The sequence below is a fragment of the Mycobacterium sp. 852013-51886_SCH5428379 genome, from assembly GCF_001665575.1.
Lineage (GTDB): Bacteria > Actinomycetota > Actinomycetes > Mycobacteriales > Mycobacteriaceae > Mycobacterium.
This window is the reverse complement of the sequence record NZ_LZSU01000012.1, coordinates 14,959-39,029: the sequence shown is the minus strand read 5'-3', so window position 1 is coordinate 39,029 and position 24,071 is coordinate 14,959. Positions and strand designations below refer to the sequence as shown.

Annotated in this window: 18 protein-coding genes; 10 read left to right on the top strand and 8 right to left on the bottom strand. The window is 68.9% G+C overall.

Translation table 11 applies throughout. From position 1 onward, the window contains the following. The first annotated feature begins 1 nt into the window (after position 1). From A5757_RS03825 to A5757_RS03805, 5 genes are read left to right on the top strand one after another with little or no spacing between them, the layout of a single operon-like run. The gene (locus A5757_RS03825) at positions 2 to 1,429 is read left to right on the top strand and encodes an APC family permease (protein ID WP_066828800.1); all 1,428 of its coding nucleotides are present in this window, start codon (positions 2 to 4) and stop codon (positions 1,427 to 1,429) included. Next, positions 1,426 to 2,199, top strand: coding sequence for a creatininase (locus A5757_RS03820; RefSeq protein WP_231983876.1), 774 nt, complete (start codon positions 1,426 to 1,428; stop codon positions 2,197 to 2,199). The genes A5757_RS03825 and A5757_RS03820 overlap by 4 nt, the downstream gene beginning before the upstream one ends. Then, positions 2,196 to 3,146 carry an agmatinase gene (gene speB, locus A5757_RS03815; protein WP_066828798.1) on the top strand — a complete coding sequence of 317 codons (951 nt, stop codon included), beginning with the start codon at positions 2,196 to 2,198 and terminating at the stop codon, positions 3,144 to 3,146. The genes A5757_RS03820 and speB overlap by 4 nt, the downstream gene beginning before the upstream one ends. Before the next feature lie 43 nt (positions 3,147 to 3,189). Continuing rightward, the gene (locus A5757_RS03810; RefSeq protein WP_197497245.1) at positions 3,190 to 4,386 is read left to right on the top strand and encodes a cytochrome P450; all 1,197 of its coding nucleotides are present in this window, start codon (positions 3,190 to 3,192) and stop codon (positions 4,384 to 4,386) included. Then, a complete protein-coding gene (locus A5757_RS03805) occupies positions 4,386 to 4,970 on the top strand; it encodes a TetR/AcrR family transcriptional regulator (protein ID WP_066828791.1) in 585 nt (194 codons plus the stop codon). Before A5757_RS03810 ends, A5757_RS03805 begins: the two co-directional genes overlap by 1 nt. Here the strand turns inward: A5757_RS03805 and A5757_RS03800 are convergent. The 3 genes from A5757_RS03800 to A5757_RS03790 all read right to left on the bottom strand — a co-directional run bounded on the left by A5757_RS03800 (position 4,942) and on the right by A5757_RS03790 (position 8,565). Next, a complete protein-coding gene (locus tag A5757_RS03800; protein ID WP_066828790.1) occupies positions 4,942 to 5,658 on the bottom strand; it encodes a siderophore-interacting protein in 717 nt (238 codons plus the stop codon). The genes A5757_RS03805 and A5757_RS03800 overlap by 29 nt on opposite strands. Before the next feature lie 73 nt (positions 5,659 to 5,731). Then, positions 5,732 to 6,880 (bottom strand): acyltransferase, encoded by a 1,149-nt coding sequence (locus A5757_RS03795; RefSeq protein ID WP_066828789.1) that lies wholly within the window; start codon positions 6,878 to 6,880, stop codon positions 5,732 to 5,734. Positions 6,881 to 6,891: 11 nt separating this feature from the next. After that, entirely contained in the window at positions 6,892 to 8,565 is a 1,674-nt protein-coding gene (locus tag A5757_RS03790; protein WP_066828787.1) for a DEAD/DEAH box helicase, read from the bottom strand. A 103-nt stretch (positions 8,566 to 8,668) separates the two neighbouring features. On the opposite strand from A5757_RS03790, the gene A5757_RS03785 reads away from it, so the two are divergent. Together A5757_RS03785 and A5757_RS03780 are read left to right on the top strand one after the other, a co-directional pair. Then, the gene (locus tag A5757_RS03785) at positions 8,669 to 9,226 is read left to right on the top strand and encodes an LppP/LprE family lipoprotein (protein WP_066828976.1); all 558 of its coding nucleotides are present in this window, start codon (positions 8,669 to 8,671) and stop codon (positions 9,224 to 9,226) included. A gap of 31 nt (positions 9,227 to 9,257) precedes the next feature. Continuing rightward, positions 9,258 to 12,677 (top strand): TM0106 family RecB-like putative nuclease, encoded by a 3,420-nt coding sequence (locus A5757_RS03780; RefSeq protein ID WP_066828975.1) that lies wholly within the window; start codon positions 9,258 to 9,260, stop codon positions 12,675 to 12,677. On the opposite strand, the gene A5757_RS03775 is transcribed toward A5757_RS03780, so the two are convergent. Together A5757_RS03775 and A5757_RS03770 are read right to left on the bottom strand one after the other, a co-directional pair. Next, positions 12,674 to 14,425, bottom strand: a complete 1,752-nt coding sequence (locus tag A5757_RS03775; RefSeq protein WP_066828785.1) for an MFS transporter — start codon at positions 14,423 to 14,425, stop codon at positions 12,674 to 12,676. The two genes, A5757_RS03780 and A5757_RS03775, sit on opposite strands and share 4 nt — an antisense overlap. 106 nt (positions 14,426 to 14,531) lie before the next feature. Beyond that, positions 14,532 to 15,782 carry a multidrug effflux MFS transporter gene (locus A5757_RS03770; protein WP_066828783.1) on the bottom strand — a complete coding sequence of 417 codons (1,251 nt, stop codon included), beginning with the start codon at positions 15,780 to 15,782 and terminating at the stop codon, positions 14,532 to 14,534. 139 nt (positions 15,783 to 15,921) lie between these two features. Here A5757_RS03770 and A5757_RS03765 point away from each other — a divergent pair, with 139 nt between their 5' ends. Then, positions 15,922 to 16,680 carry a hypothetical protein gene (locus A5757_RS03765; RefSeq protein ID WP_066828782.1) on the top strand — a complete coding sequence of 253 codons (759 nt, stop codon included), beginning with the start codon at positions 15,922 to 15,924 and terminating at the stop codon, positions 16,678 to 16,680. Positions 16,681 to 16,858: 178 nt separating this feature from the next. Continuing rightward, positions 16,859 to 20,650, top strand: a complete 3,792-nt coding sequence (locus A5757_RS03760) for a multifunctional oxoglutarate decarboxylase/oxoglutarate dehydrogenase thiamine pyrophosphate-binding subunit/dihydrolipoyllysine-residue succinyltransferase subunit (protein WP_066828780.1) — start codon at positions 16,859 to 16,861, stop codon at positions 20,648 to 20,650. 19 nt (positions 20,651 to 20,669) lie between these two features. On the opposite strand, the gene A5757_RS03755 is transcribed toward A5757_RS03760, so the two are convergent. After that, positions 20,670 to 21,047: a DUF732 domain-containing protein gene (locus A5757_RS03755; protein ID WP_066828778.1), complete on the bottom strand. Its 378-nt coding sequence runs from the start codon at positions 21,045 to 21,047 to the stop codon at positions 20,670 to 20,672. Positions 21,048 to 21,152: 105 nt separating this feature from the next. Between A5757_RS03755 and A5757_RS03750 the strand changes: the two genes are divergently transcribed. Beyond that, entirely contained in the window at positions 21,153 to 21,983 is an 831-nt protein-coding gene (locus A5757_RS03750; RefSeq protein WP_066828776.1) for an SDR family oxidoreductase, read from the top strand. Positions 21,984 to 21,996: 13 nt separating this feature from the next. Here the strand turns inward: A5757_RS03750 and A5757_RS03745 are convergent, their stop codons facing one another. Together A5757_RS03745 and A5757_RS03740 are read right to left on the bottom strand one after the other, a co-directional pair. Continuing rightward, positions 21,997 to 22,845 carry a glycine betaine ABC transporter substrate-binding protein gene (locus A5757_RS03745; RefSeq protein ID WP_066828774.1) on the bottom strand — a complete coding sequence of 283 codons (849 nt, stop codon included), beginning with the start codon at positions 22,843 to 22,845 and terminating at the stop codon, positions 21,997 to 21,999. 8 nt (positions 22,846 to 22,853) lie between these two features. Beyond that, positions 22,854 to 24,026 (bottom strand): NADP-dependent malic enzyme, encoded by a 1,173-nt coding sequence (locus tag A5757_RS03740; protein ID WP_369815910.1) that lies wholly within the window; start codon positions 24,024 to 24,026, stop codon positions 22,854 to 22,856. Positions 24,027 to 24,071 lie beyond the last annotated feature (45 nt).

Here is a 24,071-nt window from a genome sequence, read left to right as displayed (position 1 = left end):
GATGACCCAACAGGAACGGGGCGGTGCCCCGACACGACTGGAGCAGCTGGGCTACACCCAGGATCTGCGTCGGCGGCTGAATGTGGCCGAGGTGGTCGGCCTGGCCATGGCCGACGTCTCCCCCACGATGGCCGTGCTGTTCCTCTCCGCCGGCGTATTCGTCGTCGGCGGCACCTTCTCGATCGGCGCGGGCCTGCTGCTGTCGGTCGTGGTGGTGCTGATCTCGTTGTGCCTGGCCGAACTGGCCGGCATGTTCCCCATCGCGGGCGGGATGTACTCGCTCGTCCGGAAGGTCCTGCCCGGGCCGCTGTCGTGGATCACGATGTTCAACTACCTGATCCAGGGCGTTGTCATCCCCGCGAGCATCGCGCTGGGCATCGGGGCGTTCCTCAAACACCTGATCCCGGCGATCACGCTGTCCGATGGCGTCATCGCCATCATTCTGCTGGCGCTGGCCACCGCGCTCGCTTTGACCACCGTCGAGATCGGTGCGTGGTCGACGGCGCTGATGGTCGTCGTCGAACTCGTCGTGCTGGGCATCATCACCGTCGCCGCGTTCGCCAATCCGCATCAGTCCTTCACCGAGGTGACCTTCCATCCCACCGTGCTGAACAACGGCGAACTCGTCGCGGTGGGGTTCGCGGTGATGCTGGCGACGCTGGCTCCGGCGTTCAACGTCATCAACGGCTACGACGCATCACTCGGATTCTCCGAGGAACTCAAAGGCGGGGAGCGCAACATCGGTAAGGCCGTGATCATCTCGGCCGTGCTCGCCTGCGTGTTCATCATGGTTCCGCTCATCGCAGCCGTCATCGCAGCGCCGGACCTCAAGGAGTTCTTCAGCGCCCCTGCGCCGGTGGTGTATTCAGTGGAGGCGTCGCTCGGCTCGAAGGCCAGCGCCATCGTCGACATCGGCGCCATCGTCGCGCTGTTCAACGCCATGCTCTCGCTGCTGATGTATTTCGGCCGCGGTGTCTACACCACGGGACGCGACGGCGCCTGGCCGGCAGCGGTCAACCGCAGGGTCGGCAGCCTGAACCGGTTCCGCGCGCCGGGCGTGGGTGTGCTCGTGCTGGCCGTGCCTGCCGCAGTGCTGGTGTTCACCTCCGCGCTGAACTTCCTGATCATCTTCGCCGGCACCGTGATCGCCGCCGTCTACCTGTGCATCGGGCTGGCCGCACTGCGCAGCCGCCGGTCCATGCCGGATGAGCCGCGGCCGTTCAAGATGCCGCTGTGGCCGCTGCCGCCGCTGGTGGTTGTGGCGTTCACCGCTGTCGCTCTGGCCATGCAGGAGACGCCCTACCTGATCGCCGAAGTGGTCCTGATCGCGCTGGCGCTGCTGGCCTGGGCCGGATCGAAGGTGTGGTCGCGAACCGAACCGAACACCCCCACGGCCGTCGAGAACGTGGACCTGGAGCCCACGCCGTGACCAGTGTTCTCTATCAACACATGACGTGGCCGGAGATCGCCGAGGCCGCCGCGGCAGACGTGCCGGTGGTGATCCCCATCGGAGCCACCGAACAACACGGCCACCACCTGCCGGTGTGCACCGATTGGGTCCTGCCGGAACGGATTCTGGTCGAGGCGGCGGCTCAGCGCCGCATCGTCGTCGGGCCCTTCATCCCGTTCGGATACCGGAGCAGGCCCGGCAGCGGTGGCGGACAGCACTTTCCGGGCACCGTGTCGCTGCGGGCAACGACGTTGATCAGCGTGCTGGAGGACGTCCTCGACGAACTCGCGCGGGCCGGGTTCCGCAATATCGTGTTGTACAACTGGCACTTCGAGAACAGCGGCTTCGTCTACGAACCGGCGTTCCTGGTCAGCGAGCGGCGTCCCGAGGTGAAGATCGTCGTGATCGAGGACGTCAACCCGGAATACACCGAGCAACGCCGCCAGACTCTGTGGCCCGACGCGTTTCCCGGGCTGGCGCTCGAACACGCCGCGGTGATCGAGACCTCGCTGTGGTTGCACCACCAGCCCGATATGGTGCGCGTCGAGCGCATCGCCGCCGATCACCCCGAGCGGGTGGTCAATCACGACGTCCTGCCCATCGACACGCGGTTGTCCACTGCCAGTGGAGCGCTCTCCTCACCGGTACCGGCCAGCGCCGAGAAAGGCCGCATCCTGACCGGGTGGTTCGTCGAGCGGGTGCTCGACGTGCTCGACGAGGAGTTCCCGCGAACGGACACCGACCGATGAGCGGGCCCGAGCCGATCGGCGCGGTGCCGGCCGTCGAGGTGCCGCGGTACGCCGGTAAGGGCACGTTCGCCCGTATCGCCGACATCCATGAGGTGGGCGACTACGGCATCGCCATCCTCGGGGTGCCGTTCGACGGCGGCACCTCCTACCGGCCCGGGGCGCGGTTCGGCCCGATGGCCGTCCGTCAGGCCGCACGCACCCTGCGGCCGGGTTACCACGTCGAACTCGGCGTCGCCCCACTGGAAGTCGTGCAGGTCGTCGATGCCGGCGATGTCACGGTCACGCCGTTCGACATCGAGGAGGCGTGCCGTCAGATTCAACACCACGCGGCCGACGTGCTGGGCGGGGGCGGGCGCCGCCGGATCGTCTCGATCGGCGGAGACCACACCATCGCGTTGCCCAATCTGCGTGCCCTGCGCGAGGTGCACGGGCCCGTCGCGCTGGTGCACTTCGACGCCCACCTCGACACCTGGGACACGTATTTCAACGCCCCGGTCACCCACGGCACCATCTTCCGGCGCGCCTTCGAGGAAGGCCTGCTGATCGAGGACCATTCGATTCACATCGGCATCCGCGGACCCATCTACGACCGCGCGGACCTCGACGACGATGCCGCGATGGGATTCCGCATCATCCGGGCCGGCGACCTCGACGTCATGGGCATCGATGCCGCCGTCGACGTCATCCGGCGGCGCGTGGGCGACGAACCGGTGTATCTGTCGGTGGACATCGACGTCCTCGACCCGGCCTTCGCGCCGGGGACGGGCACTCCCGAGTCCGGCGGGCTGACGGCGCGAGAGTTGCTGCGGATGCTGCGGCGGCTCACCGGCCTGAACCTCGTCGGCGCAGACGTGGTCGAGGTGGCGCCGGCCTACGACCACGCCGAGATCACCTCGATCGCTGCGGCAACGGTCGTCTTCGATCTGGTGTCGCTGATGGTGGATTGACATACTTACTCGAGTGTCGTACACATGAGACATGTCGGTCGATATGTCTCGTGCAGTGCCTGCCCGGTTCGAGCCGGCCTCGGCCGGCACCTGGGCTGAGCCGTGGCCGATGTACGCCGCACTGCGTGAGCACGATCCGGTGCACCACGTGGTCCCGGCCGACGATCCGGAGCTCGACTACTACGTGCTGTCCCGGCATGCCGACGTCTGGCGCGCGGCCCGCGACCACGAGACGTTCTCGTCAGCGCAGGGTCTGACCGTCAACTACGGCGAGCTGGAGATGATCGGGCTGGCGGACAACCCGCCGTTCGTCATGCAGGACCCGCCGACGCACACGGCGTTCCGCAAGCTGGTGTCCCGCGGATTCACGCCGCGCCAGGTTGAAGCCGTCGAACCCGCGGTCCGCGCCTTCGTCATCGAGCGCATCGAGGGGTTGCGGTCGAACGGTGGGGGCGACATCGTCACCGAGCTGTTCAAACCACTGCCCTCGATGGTGGTCGCGCACTACCTCGGGGTGCCCGAGGCCGACCGAGACCAGTTCGACGGCTGGACCGAGGCGATCGTCGCGGCCAATACCCAAACCGGTGGAGTGGCCGCCGCCGGCGAGGCGATCGGCGCGATGGCCGGCTACTTCGCCGAGCTGATCGAGCGGCGCCGCCGCGAACCCGGTGACGATACGATCAGCCACCTGGTCGCGGCAGGCGTCGACGTGCTCCCGGTGCTGGCCTTCACGTTCACGATGGTCACCGGCGGAAACGACACCACCACCGGAATGCTCGGCGGCACCGTGCAATTGCTGCATCAACGTCCCGATCAACGGCAACTGCTGGTCGACCGGCCGGAGCTCGTCGCCGACGCGATCGACGAATTCCTCCGACTCACCTCCCCGGTGCAGGGGTTGGCCCGCACCACGACGCGTGACGTCACCATCGGTGGCACCACCATCCCGGCCGGCCGCAAGGTGCTGCTGCTCTACGGCTCCGCGAACCGCGATGAGCGCGAATTCGGCTCCGATGCGGGCGAACTCGATGTCACCCGACGGCCGCGCAACATCCTCACGTTCAGCCACGGCGCCCACTTCTGCCTCGGGGCGGCTGCGGCCCGGATGCAGTCGCGGGTCGCGCTGAGCGAACTCCTCGCCCGGATCCCCGAGTTCAGCGTCGACGAGAGCGGAATCGTCTGGGCCGGTGGCAGTTACGTGCGGCGCCCGCTGTCCGTCCCGGTGACGGTACCGGGCTGATGCCGGCCGACTGGCTGGCCGACCGGCGCACCGAGGCGGCCGCCGACCGCATCCTCGACGCCGCGGAGGACCTGTTCCGCCAGCGCGACGCCGCCGACGTCGGGATGAACGAGATCGCCAGGGCCGCAGGGTGTTCACGCGCCACGCTGTACCGGTACTTCGAGAACCGCGACGCGCTGCACACCGCGTACGTCCACCGCGAGGCGCAGCGGCTCTACGGGACCCTCACCGACCGCGTCGCCGCGATCCCCGACCCGGCCGAGCGACTCGTCGAAGGCATGCTCACCGCCGTCGCCAGTGTGCGCGCGAACCCGGCACTGTCCTCGTGGTTCGCGCCGACGGCCCGTCCGATCGGCGGTGAGATGGCCGAACGATCCGAGGTGGTCCCGGCGATGGTCGCGGCGTTCGTCCGGTCCCTCGGTGCCGCGGACGACGACTCCGCCGATCGGCAGGCCCGCTGGTTGGTGCGGGTCCTGACGTCGCTGCTGATGTTCCCGGGACGCAATGCTTCCGAGGAGCGGGCGATGCTCGAGGAATTCGTCGCCCCGGTGGTGCTCAGGCTTCCCAGTACCCCTGGGCCTTGATCGACTTCTTCGGGATCTTGTAGTCCTCGCGGAAGATCTTGGCCACCGCGCGTGTGGTCCGGTTGTCGCACGCGACCCAGCCGAAGTGGTCGGCGGCGTCGAACGCGGCGGCGGCAACCGTCTCGATCAGGGCTTCGCCGTTGTTCTTGCGATCGACCCAGTTCACCTCGGCCGAACGCAGTACCGGCAGTTGCTTGTCCTCCTCGTGCTGGGACTCGAGGAAGATGCGCGCCGGAGCGTCACCGATCGCGGCGAGCAGCGAGTTGATCGCCGGCAGCGATGCGGTGTCGCCGACGATGACGTAACCGGCGGGACGCGGATCGGGCAGGTTGAAGTTGCTGCCCAGTACCGTCACCTCGATGGTGTCCCCGGGCTGGGCGGCCTGCGCCCAGCGGGCGGCGGGACCGTCGTGCAGCGCGAATTCGATGTCGACCGTGTCGGCCGCCGGATCCGGGTTGACGAGCGTGTAACCGCGCTGGTGCAGTTTCTCGCCGTCGTTGAACCACATCCGGATCCACTGCGTGGGATGGAGCGGTTTGTCACCGAGCATGCCGCCCGCGGAAAAGCTCAATCGCAGGTAGTACGGCCCGATCTCACGACGACCGGTGACGGTCATCTCGTAATCGCCGGCCCGCATCAACTTGAGCACCGCGCCGGAGAACCCGCGCGACGGCTTCCTGTCGGACATGTATGTCCACACCCTTCGTCGCAGAACTTAGGGCAGCGTAACCTAATGCGCCGGTGGTGTGCGGGCCCTCATCTCAGCCGCGCACGCGCGTGAACCGGTGCAGCAACCAGGCCAGCGGCAGCGTCACGATCATGGTGACGACGAACAGCGCGGCGAACGATCCCGTGTAGATGGGGTAGCGGAGGATCTCGACCATCACCACCTCCATGGTGATGAGGTGGATCAGAAAGATCTCGTAGGAGATCTCACCGAGAAACACCATCGGACGGGTCGCCAGCAACCGCGAATACCAACCCCGGTTGCCCAACGCCAGGGGCGTCACCACCAACGTCGCGATCACTGCGTAGAACCCCGTCTTGGTCAGGGCCTCCCCCAGTCCGGCCGGTGAGGTGGTCGGTGCGCCCGCGATCGGTGTCGACGCGATGAGGTAACACACCACCGCGAGCGGGATACAGGCCAGCGCGTACGCCCGCACACCCATCGCCTGCAGCACCGCCAACAGCATTCCGCCCAGGAACCACACCAGATACGTCGGCAGCCACAACCGGGCACCGTCGGGCAACGAGGCGGTGTAGTGCACCAGCCACAGCCACAGCGGCGAGATCGTCGCCAGCGCCGCCAGCCCGGCCAGCAGCAACCCCGGCCGCCAGCGTCGCCGGCACAACACCACCAGCAGCACGTACGCCAGCAGCGGCAGCACCACGTAGAAGGCGACCTCGACCGCCAGGCTCCACATCTGCGTCAAGCCTTGGTGCAGAAAGGAATACAGGTAGCTGTCGGTGTAGATCTGCGTCAGCGTGAGGTTGCGGAACAACCCCTCCCAGGTGTGCCCGGGATTGGGACCGGCCGTCCGGAAGTGGTAGACGAGGTACGCCACCAGCACGGTCACCACGTACGCCGGCATGATGCGACGCACCCGGTGCCAGGCGTACCGGCGCACCGACGGCGCCGGCCTGTCGTGCGCGGCCGCCTGCACCCACGGCCGGAACAGCAGAAAACCCGAGAGCACGAAGAAGATCGGCACGCCGATCTCCATCCGCGAATACACCAGACCGGCGAAACCCTGCGGATACTTGCCGGTGGTGTAGGCGGCGTGGGTGAGCACCACCAGAATCGCCGCGACGGCGCGCACCCCGGTCAGCGACGCGACCCGCTCGGCCGTCGAGACCGACTCCAGACCGCCCTGGACGACGGGCTCCTGCACGCCGCGCTGTGCGGTCACTTGCCGTTCTGTCACTTACCTTTGTGGCGTGCCTTGGGCCCGCGGTCGGGCTCCAGGTTGATCAGCTGTCCCTGGATGCGGGTGCGCTCGAGCTTCTTGAGCGTCTCTTTGGACAGGTTCGCGGGCAGCTCCACCAGGGAGTACTCCGGCTTGATCGCGATATGGCCGAAATCGCTGCGGTTCAGGCCGCCCTCATTGGCGATCGCCCCCACGATCGCGCCCGGCATCACCTTGTGCCGCTTGCCCACCGCGATGCGGTAGGTGGCGAGGTCACCCCGGTTTCGGTCGCGGGGTTTGCGCGGGCCGCTGTCGTCGCGCACGGGACGTTCCCGCCGCTTCTCCGGCGGCGGCTCGGTCATCAGGAATTCCTCGCCGTTGCGCGACTGCACCGCCAGCGCGGCGGCGATATCGGCCAGCGGCACGTTGTGGTCGCGCTCGTAGTCCTCGATGAGCCGGCGGAACAGGTCGATGCCCGGCGCGTTGAGCGCCTCGCCGATCGAATCGCGGAACTTCTCGACACGCTGGGCGTTGACGTCCTCGACCGAGGGCAGCTGGGATTCGACGAGCTTCTGGCGGGTGACCCGTTCGATCGCGTTCAGCAGATGCCGTTCGCGCGGGGTGACGAACAACAGCGCGGTGCCGGAGCGGCCGGCACGCCCCGTGCGCCCGATGCGGTGCACGTAGGACTCCGGATCGTGCGGGATGTCGAAGTTCACGACGTGCGAGATGCGCTCGACATCAAGGCCGCGCGCGGCCACGTCGGTCGCCACCAGAATGTCGATCGAGCCGTCTTTGAGCTGGGCGATGGTGCGCTCGCGTACTGCCTGCGCGATGTCACCGTTGATGGCCGCCGCGGCGAATCCGCGGGCGCGCAGCTTCTCGGCGACCTCCTCGGTGGCCTGTTTGGTACGGACGAACACGATCATCGCGTCGCCCTGCTCCACCTCGAGCAGGCGGGTCAGCGCATCCATCTTTCGGGGATACGACACCAGGAAGTACCGCTGCGTGATGTTCTCGGCGGTCTGGGTCTTGGCCTTGACGGTGACCTCGACCGGGTCGTGCAGATACTTGGCGGTGATCTTCTTGATCGCCGGCGGCATGGTCGCCGAGAACAGCGCGACCTGCTTGTACTCGGGGGTGTCGGACAGGATGCGCTCGACGTCCTCGGCGAAACCCATCTGCAGCATCTCGTCGGCCTCGTCGAGCACCATGTAGTCCAGGTGCGAGAGGTCGAGGCTGCCCTTGTCCAGGTGGTCGATGACGCGGCCGGGGGTGCCGACGACGATCTGCGCGCCGCGTTTGAGCCCCGCCAGCTGCGGTCCGTACGACGAGCCGCCGTAGACGGGCAGCACGTTCACCGCCAGCCGGGCGCCGTAGCGGCCGAACGCCTCCGCGACCTGCAGTGCCAACTCGCGGGTGGGCGCCAGCACCAGCGCCTGGGTGTGGCGGCTGTTCGGGTCGATCTTGGACAGGATCGGGATTGCGAACGCCGCGGTCTTACCCGTACCGGTCTGTGCGAGACCGACGACGTCGGAGCCTGCGAGCATCGCCGGGATGGTGGCAGCCTGGATCGCCGAGGGCGTCTCATACCCGACATCGGACACCGCGCGCAGCACGTCCGGGTGAATTTGCAGTTCAGCGAACGTGGGATCGGCGCGGGGGGCGTCCGGTTCAGGCGTCGTCATAGCGGTTCGAGTCTAGTGCCCGATCGGGCGGATGACGCCCAGCGCGCCTGTTGGGCACCGACCGGGGCTGCCGGTACGGTGCGCTGTTGTGAAGCGGTTGGTCATGGCGTCTGTCGCGGTTGCGGCCCTGACGGCCGCACCGACCGCACTCGCCGGCTGCGGATCGGGCGATTCGACCGTGTCGAAAACGCCGGAAGCCACCGCACCCGCGCCCGTCACCGCCGCCCCCGTCCCGGCGCCGGCGCCCACCGTCGGACCGCCGCCGGCCGCCGCGCCCGCCACGGATCCATGTGCGGTCAACCTCGCCGCACCCGAGATCGCCAAGGCGGTCTCCGAGTTGCCCCGCGACCCGCGCAGCAACCAGGGCTGGAGCCCCGAGCCGATCGCGGGCAACTACAACGTCTGCGCGCAGTTGTCGGCGGTCATCGTCCGCGCCAACACCAACGCCGACAATCCGACCACCAGGGCCGTGATGTTCCATCTCGGCAAGTTCATCCCCACCGGCGTCCCGGACACCTACGGCTTCAACGGAATCGACAACGCCGCCACCACCGGCGACACCGTCGCGCTGAAGTACTCCGGCGACGTCGCCACGCTGGCCAGCGTCGTGCGCTTCCGGTGGAACGGCAACGGCGTCGAGCTCATCGGCAACACCGGCTGACCTGTCGGACCCCTGCCCTACAGTGGCGAGCGTGTTCGTCACCGACGGCGAGGCCTCCGGGGTCAGGGTCATCTACAGCGCCTCGGACCTCGCCGCGGCGGCGCGCTGCGAGTACGCCCTGCTGCGGGCGTTCGACGCGAAACTGGGCCGCGGTGCGCAGGTCGCCGTGGCCGACGAACTGCTCGCCCGCACCGCTTCGCTCGGCGACGATCACGAGCGCCGCACCCTGGCCGAACTGCGCACCGAATTCGGCGACGAGGTCACCGTCATCGGCCGGCCGCCCTACACCGACGCCGGGTTGCGGGCGGCCGCCGCGCAGACCAGAGCCGCGGTCGAGCGGCGCTCACCGGTCATCTACCAGGCTGCGATGTTCGACGGCCGGTTCGCCGGTTTCGCCGACTTCCTGATCCTCACCGACGACGGTTACCGGGTCACCGACACCAAGCTGGCGCGTTCGGCGAAGGTCGAGGCGCTGCTGCAGCTGGCCGCGTACGCCGACACCCTGTCCGACTCCGGGGTGCCGGTCGCCCCGGAGGCCGAGATCGTGCTGGGCGACGGCGTGACCGCCCGCTACGGGCTCGGGGAGTTGCTGCCGGTGTACCGGCCCCGGCGGGCCGCGCTGGAGCGGCTGCTCGACGGCCATCTCGCCGGCGGGGTTCCGGTGCGCTGGGAGGACGAGGACGTCCGCGCTTGTTTCCGCTGCCCGGAGTGCAGCGTCGAGGTGCGGGCACAGGACGATCTGCTGCTCGTCGCGGGCATGCGGGTGAGTCAGCGGGCCCGGTTCCTCGAAGCGGGCATCACCACCGTCGCCGAACTCGCCGCGCACCGCGGCCCGGTGCCGGAACTGCCCACGCGCACCGTCACCGCGTTGAGTGCGCAGGCCCGGCTACAGATCGCCCCGCGCGACGACGGGAAACCGCCGTATGAGGTCGCCGATCCGCAGCCGCTGATGCAGCTGCCCGAACCCGACAGGGGCGACCTGTTCTTCGACTTCGAAGGCGACCCGCTGTGGACCGACGACGGCCACGAGTGGGGGCTGGAGTATCTGTTCGGCGTACTGGACACCGCCGACGGGTTCCACCCGCTGTGGGCGCACGACCGGCCGCAGGAACGGCAAGCCCTCCAGGACTTCCTCGAGTTGGTGCGCAAGCGGCGCAAGCGCCACCCCAACATGCACATCTACCACTACGCCGCCTACGAGAAGACCGCGCTGCTGCGGCTCGCCGGGCGCTACGGCGTAGGCGAGGACGCAGTCGACGACCTGCTGCGCAGCGGTGTGCTGGTCGACCTCTACCCGTTGGTGCGCAAGACATTTCGCATCGGCACCGAGAACTACAGCCTCAAGTCGCTCGAACCGCTGTACATGGGTGACCAGCTGCGCACCGGCGATGTGACCACCGCCGCGGCGTCGATCACCGAGTACGCCCGCTACTGCGAACTGCGCGCCGACGGCCGTGACGACGAGGCCGCCGTCGTCCTCAAGGACATCGAGGACTACAACCGCTACGACTGCACTTCGACGCGCAAACTGCGCGACTGGCTGGTGTGCCGCGCCATCGACTGCGAGGTGCCGCCCCGCGGGCCGCAGCCGGTGCGCGACGGCGCCGAGCCCGAACCCGTCGACGCCCTGGACCGCACGCTGTGCCGCTACGCCGGCGACGAGCTCGACGGCCGCACCGCCGAACAGTCGGCGGTCGCGATGGTCGCCGCCGCCCGCGGCTACCACCGTCGCGAGGACAAGCCGTTCTGGTGGGCGCACTTCGACCGGCTCAACAACCCGGTCGAAGAATGGTCCGACAGCACCGACGTCTTCCTCGTCGACACTGCCCAGGTCGACACGGACTGGCACATGCCGCCGCGGGCCCGTAAACCGCAGCGCCGGGTCCGGCTGACCGGTGCGATGGCCGCCGGCGGGCTGAGCCGCGAGATGTACGCCCTCTACGAGCCGCCCGCCCCGGCCGGCCTCGTGGACGACCCGGACCGCCGGGCCGCGGGCAATGTCAACGTCGTCGAGTACGACGATGCCGACGCGCCCACCGAGGTGGTGATCATCGAACGCACCCCACGCGACGGCGAGCAGTTCGACCAGCTGCCGTTCGCGCTGGCGCCGGGGCCCCCCATTCGCACCACGGCGTTGAAGGATTCCATCGAGGAAACCGCCGCCGAGGTCGCCGCGAGCCTGCCACGACTACCGGCCACGGCGGTCACCGACGTCCTGCTGCGCCGCCCGCCGCGCACCCGCAGTGGCGCACCGCTGCCCGCCGCGACCGATATGCCGGCGACGATCACCGCGGCCCTGCTCGACCTCGACTCGTCGTATCTGGCGGTGCACGGCCCACCGGGTACCGGCAAGACGTTCACCGCGGCGGCCATCATCGCCGCGCTGGTCGACGCGCACCGCTGGCGGATCGGGGTGGTGGCGCAGTCCCATGCCGTGGTGGAGAACCTGCTGCGCGGTGTCATCGCGGCCGGGGTGGATGCCGCGCGGGTGGCCAAGAAGCGAGGGTACGGCGACGACGCGTGCTGGACCGTGCTCGACGAGGCGGCGTTCCCGGCGTTCGTCAGCGACAACGACGGCTGCGTCATCGGCGGCACCGCATGGGATTTCGCGAACGGCAACCGGATTCCGCGCGGCTGCCTCGACCTGCTCGTCATCGAGGAGGCCGGCCAGTTCTGCCTGGCCAACACCATCGCGGTCGCACCGGCTGCGGCGAACCTGCTGCTGCTCGGCGACCCGCAGCAGTTGCCACAGGTCAGTCAGGGCACCCACCCCGAACCCGTCGACACCTCAGCGCTCGGCTGGCTCGTCGACGGGGCGCACACGCTGCCCGCCGAACGCGGCTACTTCCTCGATGTGTCGTATCGGATGCACCCGCAGGTGTGCGCGGCGGTGTCCCGGCTGTCCTACGACGGGCGCCTGCAGTCGTTCGACGCGGTGACGGCGGCACGCACGCTGGAAGGCTGGTCGCCCGGGGTGCACGAGGTGAGCGTTCCGCACGACGGCAACGCCACCGAGAGCCCCGAAGAGGCCGACGCGATCGTCACGCGGATCCGGCCCCTGCTCGGGTCGCTCTGGACCGACGAGGATGGACCGCGGCCGATGACCCACAACGACGTGATGGTGGTGACGCCGTACAACGCACAGGTGGTGCTGCTGCGTCAGCGGCTCGACGCCGCCGGGCTGACCGGGGTGCGGGTGGGCACCGTGGACAAGTTCCAGGGCCAGCAGGCGCCGGTGGTGTTCATCTCGATGGTCGCGTCCTCGATAGACGATGTGCCGCGCGGAATCTCATTCCTGCTCAATCGGAATCGGCTCAACGTGGCGATCAGCCGAGCCAAGTACGCCGCGGTGATCGTGCATTCCGACGGGCTCACCGAGTATCTGCCGTCGACGCCGAGGGGTCTGGTCGAGCTCGGGGCGTTCCTCGCGTTGACCGGCGGAGCCGACTAGGGCCGACTGTGCCGGCCCCGAGACCGGGGTTCTTGGGGCTCGAGTTCGGATCCGTTGCGGATGAACGCGATGGGGTCGGGATCATGGCGTGGGGACGGCGCAGGCAGCAGCTCGTCGAGGACCCGGCGCCAGGCGTCGTCTTCCGGTGGCGGCGGTGCGGCGGCGCCGATCGGTTCGGTGACGGGTGTGTCATCCCAGTCGACGGTGAATTCGACGTACTCGTCGTCGTCCGGGATCTCATCCTCGGGCAGCTCCGACGCGGTGCGCTCCGGCACGGTGCGCTCCGACGCGGATGCCGGCTCCGGACGGAACCCCAGCAGGAAGATCGCGGCCACCACGCCGAACAGCGCCGCGAAGCCCGGCAGCAGCATCGACTGCGACATCGCCGCCGCGAACGACCCCTGCAGGAAATCCGGGAGCGCCGAGACTGCGCCCTCCCCCTCCTGCGCACCGCCCTGCGGCGCGGGCATCTCCGCGCTGATACGTGCCGTCATGAACGCCGCCATCCCGGCGCTGCCCAGCACGGACCCGACCTGCCGGGTCGCGTTGTAGACCCCGGATCCGGCGCCTGCGAGGTGCGGTGGCAGATCCCGGGTGGCGGTGGCCGCGAGCGGCGACCAGATGAACGCCATCCCGGTGCCCATGACGATGAACGGCAGCACCAGCCGCCAGATCGGGGTGTCGGGCTGCATCTCGAACGACAACCAGGTCAACCCGATCGCCAGGGCGGAGAACCCGCTGCCGACGATCGGGCCCGGGTGGGCGCGGTCGACGAGGCGGCCCACGAACGGCGCCAGCACCCCGGAGGCGACGGCCATCGGCGCGGTGAGCAGCGCGGCCTGCGTCGGGCTCAGTCCGCAGACGGCCTGCGCGTAGAACATGACCGGCACGATCATCCCGGTCACCACGAATCCGATGGTGGCGATGCCGAGGTTGGCCAACGAGAAGTTGCGGTCGGCGAACAGGCGCAGCGGGATGAGGGGCTCATGCGGCGTGACGGCCTGCCAGTAGAGGAATGCCGAGAACACCGCCAGCCCCGCGGCGATGAGGCACCAGATCCACCATGCCCAGCCGTGGGACTGTCCCTCCTGCAGCGCGAACACCACCAGGAACATGCCGACGCCCGACAACGCGACGCCCGGCAGGTCCAGACCCTTCACCGACGTTGGCAGGGCCGGGACGTATCGCCAGGCCAGCGCAACCCCGACCACCCCGATCGGCACGTTGACGATGAAGATCCACTGCCACCCGAGGTGATCGACCAGCACCCCGCCGGCCAGCGGGCCGACCAGGGTCGCCACCCCGGCCGTCGCACCCCAGAGGCTCAGGGCCACGCCCCGCCGCTCGGGCGGGAAGATGCGCGTGATCGTCGACAGGGTCTGCGGCGTCAGCAGCGCCGCGCCGACGCCCTGCACGACCCGCGCCGCGATCAGCATCTCGATCGATCCGGACAGCCCACACCACAGCGACGCGGCGGTGAACACCACCAGCCCGAGCAGATAGAGGTTCTTCGGACCGAACCGGTCGCCGAGCCGGCCGGCGATCAACAGCGGCACGGCGTACGCCAACAGATAGGCGCTGGTCACCCAGATCACCGCGTCGTAGTCGGCGCCCAGGTGCTCCATGATGCTGGGATTGGCGACGGCCACGATGGTCGCGTCGACCAGGATCATGAAGAACCCGAACAGCAGGGTCCAGAGCGCCTTCCAGGGCTCACCCGTACCGCGGGCAGCGGGAGTGGAAGTCATATCGAGTGGAGTCGCCTCACGAAAACGAACGGCCTGTCGGGACAAGCGAACGAGCCGACGCTACGGACCCACCGCGAACGGGACAACCCGGGGTGTGTCGTATCGGTCAGACCAGGACCGGCTCGCCGGCGGCGACCGTCTCCTCGGAGCGGCCGACGGTGAGCAACGCCACCAGCGCCACCGCCATCCCGGCCAGCATCACCGCCGCCAACGCCATCTCGTCGTTGCCCAGGACGCCGACCAGCGGCGCCACCACGGCGCCGAGACCGAACTGCCCCGCGCCCAGCAGCGCGGCCGCGGTGCCGGCCGCCTCGTTGTGCCGGGTCAGCGCGACCGCGGGGGCGTTGGGCAGCACCAGGCCCATCCCGGCCAGCACGACCCACACCGGGATCACGAATCCGGCGATGCCGCCGACCCCGGCGACGGTGATGCCGACGAAGACGATCCCGGCCACTGTCGAGAACGCCAGCGCGCACGACATGATCCGCTGCGGTGAGAACCGCCGCAGCAGCACCACGTTGTACTGCGTCGACCCGATCAGCGCGACGGCGCCGACTCCGAAGAGCAGGGCGAAGCTCTGCTGGTCGAGGCCGTAGCGGCCCTGCAACACGTACGGCGCCGCGGAGATGTACGCGAACAGACCCGACATACCGAGCGCCGCGACGAGCACGAGGGTCACGAAACGGGCGTCCCGCAGCAGCCGCCAGTACGTGCTCGCGATCCCGCGGATCTTCAGCGGCCGGCGATGACCGACGGGCAGCGTCTCGGGCAGCGCCGCGGCGGCCACGATCAGCAGCAGACCGGCCAGCACGACGAGCGCGACGAACACCCAGTGCCAGGAGGCCTTGAGCAGGACCGCGGCGCCGAGCGACGGCGCCAGCACGGGCGCCACCCCCAGGACGAGGATCAGCCGCGACATCACCGTGGCCGCAACCTTGCCCGAGTAGAGGTCGCCGACGACCGCCATCGCCACGACGGCGGCGGAGGCAGCGCCCATCCCCTGCAACCCGCGCGCCACGCCGAGGAGGGCGATGTTCGGGGCGAACACGCACAGCAGCGACGCGAGCATGTGCAGCCCGATGCCGGCCATCAGCGGCCGGCGCCGCCCGAGCGAATCCGACAGCGGACCGACGAGCAACTGCCCGAGCGCCAGACCGGCCAGCGTGCCCGTCAGCGTGAGCTGCGCAACGGAAGAGGACACGCCGAGTTCTTCCCCGATACCGGGCAGGGCCGGCAGGTACATGTCGATGGTGAGGGGACCGAGCGCGACCAGGGCGCCGAGCACCAGGATCATCCGCACCCGTCCGGGGGCCACTGCTGTCACGGAAGGGGCTGTCACGGAAGGGGATGTTGCCACGCAAATGGTTAGCAAGTCATATCAATATTTTCTTCCACCGTCGGCAGAACAGTGACGGCCGTCACGGCGACGCACCCCGATCTCGCGGGCATCCGGGGACGAGACGTTAGCCTGGTGAGACAGCCTGAGGAGGCCTGCGATGAGTGCTCGGTCGAACCGCAAGAAGCAGCTGAAGGCCGCCGAGGCGGGTGTCGACGAGAATCCGGGCGCCGCCGCCAAGGTGTTGTCGCAGATCCTGGAGCGCAGCTCGCGCGCGCAGGCGCCCGCCGTGCGCTCCTACGTCGACCGGCTGCGAGCGGCTGATCCTGGCGCCTCACCCGCCGAGATCATGACGAAACTGGAGAAGCACTACCTGGCCGCGGTGATGGCCAGCGGTGCAGCCGTGGGGTCGGCGGCGGCCTTCCCCGGGATCGGCACGCTGGCCGCGATGTCGGCGGTGGCCGGCGAGACGGTGGTGTTCCTGGAGGCGACGTCGGTGTTCGCGCTGGCCGTCGCCGAGGTGCACGGCATCCCCGCCCACGAACGCGAACGCCGCCGCGCGATGGTGCTCTCGGTGCTCGTCGGCGACGACGGCAAGCACGCGGTGGCCGACCTGCTCGGCCGTGGTCGCACCGCCGGCGGCTGGATCGGTGAGAGCGCGGCGACGCTCCCCCTGCCCGCGGTCTCCCAGTTGAACTCCCGGCTGCTGCGCTACTTCGTCAAGCGCTACACGCTCAAGCGCGGCGCGCTGGCGTTCGGCAAGGTGCTGCCCGTCGGCATCGGCGCCGTCGTCGGCGGCGTCGGCAACCGGATGATGGCCCGGCGGATCATCGACAACGCCCGCCTGGCGTTCGGCGCACCACCCCACCGGTGGCCCGCGACCCTGCACATCCTGCCGTCCGCGCGCACCGATCGGTGACCGATCCCGCGACCATTACGACCAGAACGAGTGGTCCCGGCGTTGCCGTGGTCCGGCCGGTTCCGTAGCGCTAGCCTTAAGCGGTGAAAAAGCGGGTAACCGCTGACAACGAGCGGCGAGCGCTTGTGGCTACCGGATGCGCTCGCCCGAGTCGAAGGAATCGAGGCGAGCAGCTGCCGTGAGCAGTTCACCTTCACCATTCGGTCAGAACGAGTGGTTGGTCGAGGAGATGTACCGCAAGTTCCGCGAGGATCCCTCCTCGGTCGACCCGAGCTGGCATGAGTTCCTCGTGGACTACAACCCGGAACCCACGAGCGACAACGGTTCGTCGGCCGGGAACGGGACGTCCGCCCGCAGCAATGCCGCAGCGCCGAAGGCTCCGCCGGAACCCGCTCCCGCGCCCGCCCCGAAAGCCCAGCCGGCCGAGCAGAAGTCGGTCGACAAGAAGCCCGCCGAGAAGGCCGACACGAAGAAGTCGGACGACTCGAAGAAGGCCGACACCAAGAAGCCCGACGCCAAGAAGCCCGAACCCGCCGCGAAGCCCAAAGCGGCCGCCGCGTCATCCGACAGCGGCGGCGACGAGAACCAGGTTCTTCGCGGCGCCGCCGCGGCCGTCGCGAAGAACATGTCGGCCTCGCTGGAGGTGCCGACCGCGACCAGCGTGCGCGCCATCCCGGCGAAGTTGATGATCGACAACCGGATCGTCATCAACAACCACCTCAAGCGCACGCGCGGCGGCAAGATCAGCTTCACCCACCTGATCGGGTACGCGATCGTCCAGGCGGTCAAGAAGTTCCCGAACATGAACCGGCACTTCGCCGAGGTCGACGGGAAGCCCAACGCGGTCACCCCCGCGAACACGAACCTCGGCCTGGCCATCGACCTGCCCGGCAGGGACGGCAACCGGCAGCTGGTCGTGGCGGCCATCAAGAAGTCCGACACCTTGCGGTTCGGCCAGTTCATCGCCGCCTACGAGGACATCGTGCGGCGCGCACGCGACGGCAAGCTCACCGCCGAAGACTTCTCCGGTGTCACGATCTCGCTGACCAACCCCGGCACGATCGGCACCGTGCACTCCGTGCCGCGGCTGATGCGCGGTCAGGGCGCGATCATCGGCGTCGGCGCCATGGAGTACCCGGCGGAGTTCCAGGGCGCCAGCGAGGAGCGCATCGCCGATATCGGTATCGGCAAGCTGATCACGCTGACCTCCACCTACGACCACCGCATCATCCAGGGCGCCGAGTCCGGTGACTTCCTGCGCACCGTGCACAACCTGCTGCTGTCGGATGACTTCTTCGACGAGATCTTCCGCGAGCTGGGCATCCCGTACGAGCCGGTGCGCTGGCGCACCGACAACCCGGACCCGATCGAGGACAAGAACGCCCGCGTCATCGAGCTCATCGCGGCGTACCGCAACCGCGGCCATCTGATGGCCGACATCGATCCGCTGCGCCTGGACAACAACCGGTTCCGCAGCCACCCCGACCTCGACGTCCTCTCGCACGGCCTGACGCTGTGGGATCTGGATCGCGAGTTCAAGGTCAACGGCTTCGCCGGTTCCGAGCGCAAGAAGCTGCGCGACGTGCTCGGTCTGCTGCGGGACTCGTACTGCCGGCACGTCGGCGTCGAGTACACCCACATCCTCGAACCCGAGCAGCAGCAGTGGATCGAGGAGCGCATCGAGGTCAAGCACGAGAAGCCGACGGTCGCCGAGCAGAAGTACATCCTGTCCCGCCTCAACGCCGCCGAGGCGTTCGAGACGTTCCTGCAGACCAAGTACGTCGGCCAGAAGCGGTTCTCGCTGGAGGGCGCCGAGACCGTCATCCCGATGATGGACGCGGTCATCGACCAGTGCGCCGAACACGCGCTGCAGGAAGTCGTCATCGCGATGCCGCACCGCGGCCGGCTCAACGTGCTGGCCAACATCGTCGGCAAGCCGTACAGCCAGATCTTCAGCGAGTTCGAGGGCAACCTGAACCCGTCGCAGGCCCACGGCTCCGGTGACGTGAAATACCACCTCGGCTCGACCGGCACCTACATCCAGATGTTCGGCGACAACGACATCGCGGTGTCGCTGACCGCCAATCCCAGCCACCTCGAGGCGGTGGACCCGGTGCTGGAGGGTCTGGTGCGCGCCAAGCAGGATCTGCTCGACGAGAACCGGGACGCCGACGAGTCCGCGGTGTTCCCCGTCGTTCCCCTGATGCTGCACGGCGACGCCGCGTTCGCCGGTCAGGGCGTGGTGGCCGAGACGCTGAACCTGGCGCTGCTGAAGGGCTACCGCACCGGCGGAACGATCCACATCATCGTCAACAACCAGATCGGCTTCACCACCTCGCCGCACGCCGCGAAGTCCTCGGAGTACTGCACCGACGTGGCGAAGATGATCGGCGCCCCGATCTTCCACGTCAACGGTGACGATCCCGAGGCCGCGGTCTGGGTGGCCAAGCTGGCCGTCGACTTCCGGCAGAAGTTCAAGAAGGACGTCGTCATCGACATGCTGTGCTACCGCCGCCGCGGGCACAACGAGGGCGACGACCCGTCGATGACCCAGCCGTCGATGTATGACGTGATCGACACCAAGCGCGGGGTCCGCAAGACCTACACCGAGGCGCTCATCGGCCGCGGCGACATCTCCATGAAGGAGGCCGAGGACGCGCTGCGCGACTACCAGGGCCAGCTCGAACGGGTCTTCAACGAGGTGCGCGACGTCGAGAAGCACGAGATCGCGCCCAGCGAGTCGGTGGAGTCCGATCAGCAGATCCCGACCAAGCTGGCCACCGCCGTCGACAAATCGCTGCTGGCCCGCATCGGTGACGCGTTCCTGTCCGTGCCCGAGGGTTTCACCGTCCACCCCCGCGTCAAGCCGGTGCTGGAGAAGCGTCGCGAGATGGCCTACGAGGGCAAGGTGGACTGGGCGTTCGCCGAGCTGCTCGCGCTCGGCACGATGATCGCCGAAGGCAAGCTGATCCGGTTCTCCGGCCAGGACACCCGTCGCGGCACGTTCACCCAGCGGCATTCGGTGATCATCGACCGCAAGACCGGTCAGGAGTTCACGCCGCTGCAGCTGCTGGCCACCGACGCCGACGGCAATCCGACCGGCGGCAAGTTCCTGGTGTACGACTCCCCGCTCTCGGAGTTCGCCGCGGTGGGCTTCGAATACGGCTACTCGGTCGGCAACCCGGACGCGATGGTGCTGTGGGAGGCGCAGTTCGGCGACTTCATCAACGGCGCGCAGTCGATCATCGACGAGTTCATCAGCTCCGGTGAGGCCAAGTGGGGGCAGACCTCCGACGTCGTGCTGCTGTTGCCGCACGGCCACGAGGGTCAGGGCCCTGACCACACGTCGGGCCGCATCGAACGGTTCCTGACGCTGTGGGCCGAGGGCTCGATGACGATCGCCGTCCCGTCGACGCCGGCCAACTACTTCCATCTGCTGCGCCGGCACGCCCTCGACGGGATCCAGCGACCGCTGATCGTGTTCACGCCGAAGTCGATGCTGCGCAACAAAGCCGCGGTCAGCGACATCCGTGACTTCACCGAGAACAAGTTCCGCTCGGTGATCGAGGAGCCGACGTTCACCGACGGCGACGGCGACCGCGACAAGGTCACCCGCATCCTGCTCACCAGCGGCAAGCTCTACTACGAGCTGGCGGCACGCAAGGCCAAGGAGAAGCGCGACGACATCGCGATCGTGCGGGTCGAGCAGCTGGCGCCGCTGCCCAAGCGGCGGCTGGCCGAGACCCTGGAGCGCTACCCGAACGTCGAGGAGAAGTTCTGGGTGCAGGAGGAGCCGGCCAACCAGGGGGCGTGGCCGTCGTTCGGGCTGACGCTGCCCGAGATGCTGCCGGACCACTTCACCGGCATCCGGCGCATCTCGCGGCGCGCGATGTCGGCGCCGTCATCGGGTTCGTCGAAGGTGCACGCCGTCGAACAGCAGGAGATCCTGGACGAGGCGTTCGCGCCGTAGTCCCCGCGTCGAGGCGCTCCTAGAACAGGCCGGGGATCGGCAGCGGGATCGGCGAGTTGCCGGTGGCCAGAGCCGAGACCGCGCCCGGGCAGAAGATCTGGATCGCCAGGCCGGTGAACATCGTCGCCGGGCCGAGCGGCCTGCCGATCGAATCCGAGACGTCCGCGGCGACGTTCGCCAGGTTCTGGCCGGGTTCGGCCAGCATCGGGCACACCTGCTGGCCGACCCGCACCGCCGTGCCCTGGTCGAGGCCGACCAACCCGGATCCGTCCAGCACGGACAGGAACACGTCGGCGGCCGTATCGGCGTGGGCCGGAGCGGCCGCCAGCCCCGCAGAGACAGTCAGCGCCGCCATCACGGGGAGCGAGGCGGCGGCGATGCGGTGAGTGCGCTTCATGCCTGGGAGATCGCGGCGGCTCGGGCGATCGTTACCCCGGTACAGACTGGTACCGCGGGTACCGGCTAACCTCGACTCTCGAGCAACCGACCAGAAGGAGTGCACATGCAGGGCTTCGCGGGGAAGGTGGCGGTGGTGACCGGTGCCGGTTCGGGTATCGGACAGGCCCTGGCGGTCGAACTGGCCCGCTCGGGCGCCAGCGTGGCCATCAGCGACGTCGACACCGACGGACTGGCCGAGACCGAGCAGCGGCTCAAGGCGATCGGCGCGTCGGTCAAGGCCGACCGCATCGACGTCACCGAACGGGAAGCGTTCCTGCTCTACGCCGACGAGGTCCGCAACCACTTCGGCAAGGTCAACCAGATCTACAACAACGCCGGTATCGCGTTCACCGGCGACATCGAGGTCACGCAGTTCAAGGACATCGAACGCGTGATGGACGTCGACTTCTGGGGTGTCGTCAACGGCACCAAGGCGTTCCTGCCGCATCTGATCGAGTCCGGCGACGGCCACGTCATCAACGTCTCCAGCGTCTTCGGGCTGTTCTCGGTGCCCGGTCAGGCCGCCTACAACGCGGCCAAGTTCGCGGTCCGCGGGTTCACCGAGGCGCTGAACCAGGAGATGGCGGCCGCGGGACGTCCGGTGAAGGTGACCACCGTGCACCCCGGCGGCATCAAGACCGCGATCGCACGCAATGCGACGGCCGCGGAGGGCCTCGAGCCCGAACAGCTCGCCAAACTCTTCGACAAGAAGCTCGCCAAGACCTCGCCCGAGACGGCGGCCAAGGTGATTCTCGACGGCGTCCGCAAGAACAAGTCCCGCGTGCTGATCGGCAACGACGCCAAGGCCCTCGACGCGGTCATCCGGATCGTCGGCCCGCACTACCAGCGGCTGTTCTCCAGAGTCACCGGCAAGCTGCTGCCCCGGCCGCACTAGGAATCGCGCGCGATCAATCGCGCAGCGGGTGGGCGATGAGCCATTCGTCGGCGACCACCGCCGGATCGGCGCCGTCGCGCACCCGCGCCCGCATCTCCGCGAGCGCGGCGGTGTCGAGCACCCCGGCCACCTCGTTGACGGCCAGGACCTGCGCCTCATCGAGGGTGTTGCGCCGGTAGATCGGTACGACGTTCTCCGCGCGGATCAACGCGGTCGGATCGGCCAGGATCACCAACTCGGTCGGCACCTTTGGCGCGGCCGTCGTCGTCCAGGCCGCGTTGACGTCACCGCTGCGCAGGGCGGCGAACAGCGTCTCCGCATCCGGATACACCCGCGCCGCGTCGGGGCGGCACGGCCCGATCGCCGCGGGTACCCGCACGCCGCGCACCGCACCGGGGCGCACGTCGGTGCAGTTCCGCACCAGTGCCGACAGATCCTTGCCGCCCCAGTCCTCGGCGGTCGCGTCGGTGACGGCCAGCGCCGGTTTGTCCTCCGCCGCGGTGGCGTAGTCGCCGGCGGCCAGACCCTCGGGCAGCGCCGCGACCATCTGCCGGTAGACCTGCTCGTCGGCGCGCGCCGAGGCATCGGGCACGGACCGCGTCAGCAGTCGACCGGTGAAGCTCGGAACCACCGCGATGTCACCGGCGTCCAGCGCGGTCAGCGGATCCTCGGACTCCTCGATGCGGGTGCCGGTGCCGTAGTGACGCAGCGCCGCCGCGTACAGGTGCGCGATGACGGCAGACTCGTCGTCGGGATGGGTGCCGATGGTCAGCGTCGGACCGGGCGGCGGGGAACCGCATGCGACCAGCAGCGCAGCCAAGGCGGCCACTGCCAGTCCCCCAGCCCATCCGCGCACGGTCATCGGACGGGTCAGGAGGAGACCGGTTGCGCCCCGGACGCCGCCGCGACCGCACGGGCGACCGCCGGGCCGACCCGCGGATCGAGTGCGCTGGGCACGATGTGATCGACGGCCAGATCGTCGCCGACGACCGAGAAGATCGCCTCGGCCGCGGCGACCTTCATCTCCTCGGTGATCCGGCGGGCACCCGCGTCGAGCGCGCCGCGGAACACCCCGGGGAAGGCCAGCACGTTGTTGATCTGATTCGGGAAGTCGCTGCGACCGGTCGCCACGATGGCCGCGTACTTGCGCGCGACGTCGGGGTGGATCTCCGGATCGGGGTTGGACATCGCGAACACGATGCCGCCGGGCGCCATGGTGGCGATCAGCTCTTCGGGCACCAGCCCTGCCGACACCCCCATGAATGCGTCGGCGCCGTCGAGCGCCTCGGCGATCCCGCCTGTCAGCCCGCGTGGGTTGCACCGCGCCGCGAGCTCGGCCTTGAACGGGTTGAGGTCGTCGCGGCCGGTGTGCACGATGCCCTTGCTGTCGAGCACGGTGATGTCGCTGACGCCGGCGGCGAGCAGGATGTTCGCGCAGGCCACGCCCGCCGCCCCCGCACCGGAGATGACGACCTTCAACGTCGACATGTCACGGTCGAGCACCTTGACCGCACCGTGCAGTGCGGCCAGCACCACGATGGCGGTGCCGTGCTGATCGTCGTGCATGACGGGGCAGTCGAGCGCCTCGATGACGCGGCGCTCGATCTCGAAGCAGCGCGGCGCCGAAATGTCCTCGAGGTTCACCGCGCCGAAGGTCGGCCGCAACCGGATCAGCGTCTCGACGATCTCGTCGGGATCCTTGGTCGCCAGCACGATCGGGATCGAGTCGAGCCCGCCGAACGTCTTGAACAGCGCGCTCTTACCCTCCATCACCGGCAGGGATGCGGCGGGCCCGATGTCGCCGAGGCCGAGGACGGCGCTGCCGTCGCTGACCACCGCCACCAGGCGGTTGGCCCAGGTGTAGCGGGCGGCCAGCGTCTCGTCGGCCGCGATGGCGCGGCTGACCTGCGCCACCCCGGGCGTGTAGGCGATCGAGAGTGCGCGCTGCGTATCCAGCGGCGAGTTCAGCTCGATCGAGAGTTTCCCGCCCTCGTGAGCGGCGAAAATCTCCGCGTCATCGATGACGACTTGCGGCGTACGCACATCGGTCACGGCGTCAGGGTAACGAACCCGGGATCTCACCGACCG

What these genes read in the sequence shown, in the direction of transcription:
- A5757_RS03825 (WP_066828800.1), top strand. Translation starts at nt 2, where the DNA reads ATGACCCAACAGGAACGGGGCGGTGCCCCGACACGACTGGAGCAGCTG.
- speB (WP_066828798.1), top strand. Translation starts at nt 2,196, where the DNA reads ATGAGCGGGCCCGAGCCGATCGGCGCGGTGCCGGCCGTCGAGGTGCCG.
- A5757_RS03810 (WP_197497245.1), top strand. Translation starts at nt 3,190, where the DNA reads ATGTCTCGTGCAGTGCCTGCCCGGTTCGAGCCGGCCTCGGCCGGCACC.
- A5757_RS03805 (WP_066828791.1), top strand. Translation starts at nt 4,386, where the DNA reads ATGCCGGCCGACTGGCTGGCCGACCGGCGCACCGAGGCGGCCGCCGAC.
- A5757_RS03800 (WP_066828790.1), bottom strand. Translation starts at nt 5,658, where the DNA reads ATGTCCGACAGGAAGCCGTCGCGCGGGTTCTCCGGCGCGGTGCTCAAG.
- A5757_RS03790 (WP_066828787.1), bottom strand. Translation starts at nt 8,565, where the DNA reads ATGACGACGCCTGAACCGGACGCCCCCCGCGCCGATCCCACGTTCGCT.
- A5757_RS03785 (WP_066828976.1), top strand. Translation starts at nt 8,669, where the DNA reads ATGGCGTCTGTCGCGGTTGCGGCCCTGACGGCCGCACCGACCGCACTC.
- A5757_RS03775 (WP_066828785.1), bottom strand. Translation starts at nt 14,425, where the DNA reads ATGACTTCCACTCCCGCTGCCCGCGGTACGGGTGAGCCCTGGAAGGCG.
- A5757_RS03765 (WP_066828782.1), top strand. Translation starts at nt 15,922, where the DNA reads ATGAGTGCTCGGTCGAACCGCAAGAAGCAGCTGAAGGCCGCCGAGGCG.
- A5757_RS03755 (WP_066828778.1), bottom strand. Translation starts at nt 21,047, where the DNA reads ATGAAGCGCACTCACCGCATCGCCGCCGCCTCGCTCCCCGTGATGGCG.
- A5757_RS03750 (WP_066828776.1), top strand. Translation starts at nt 21,153, where the DNA reads ATGCAGGGCTTCGCGGGGAAGGTGGCGGTGGTGACCGGTGCCGGTTCG.
- A5757_RS03745 (WP_066828774.1), bottom strand. Translation starts at nt 22,845, where the DNA reads ATGACCGTGCGCGGATGGGCTGGGGGACTGGCAGTGGCCGCCTTGGCT.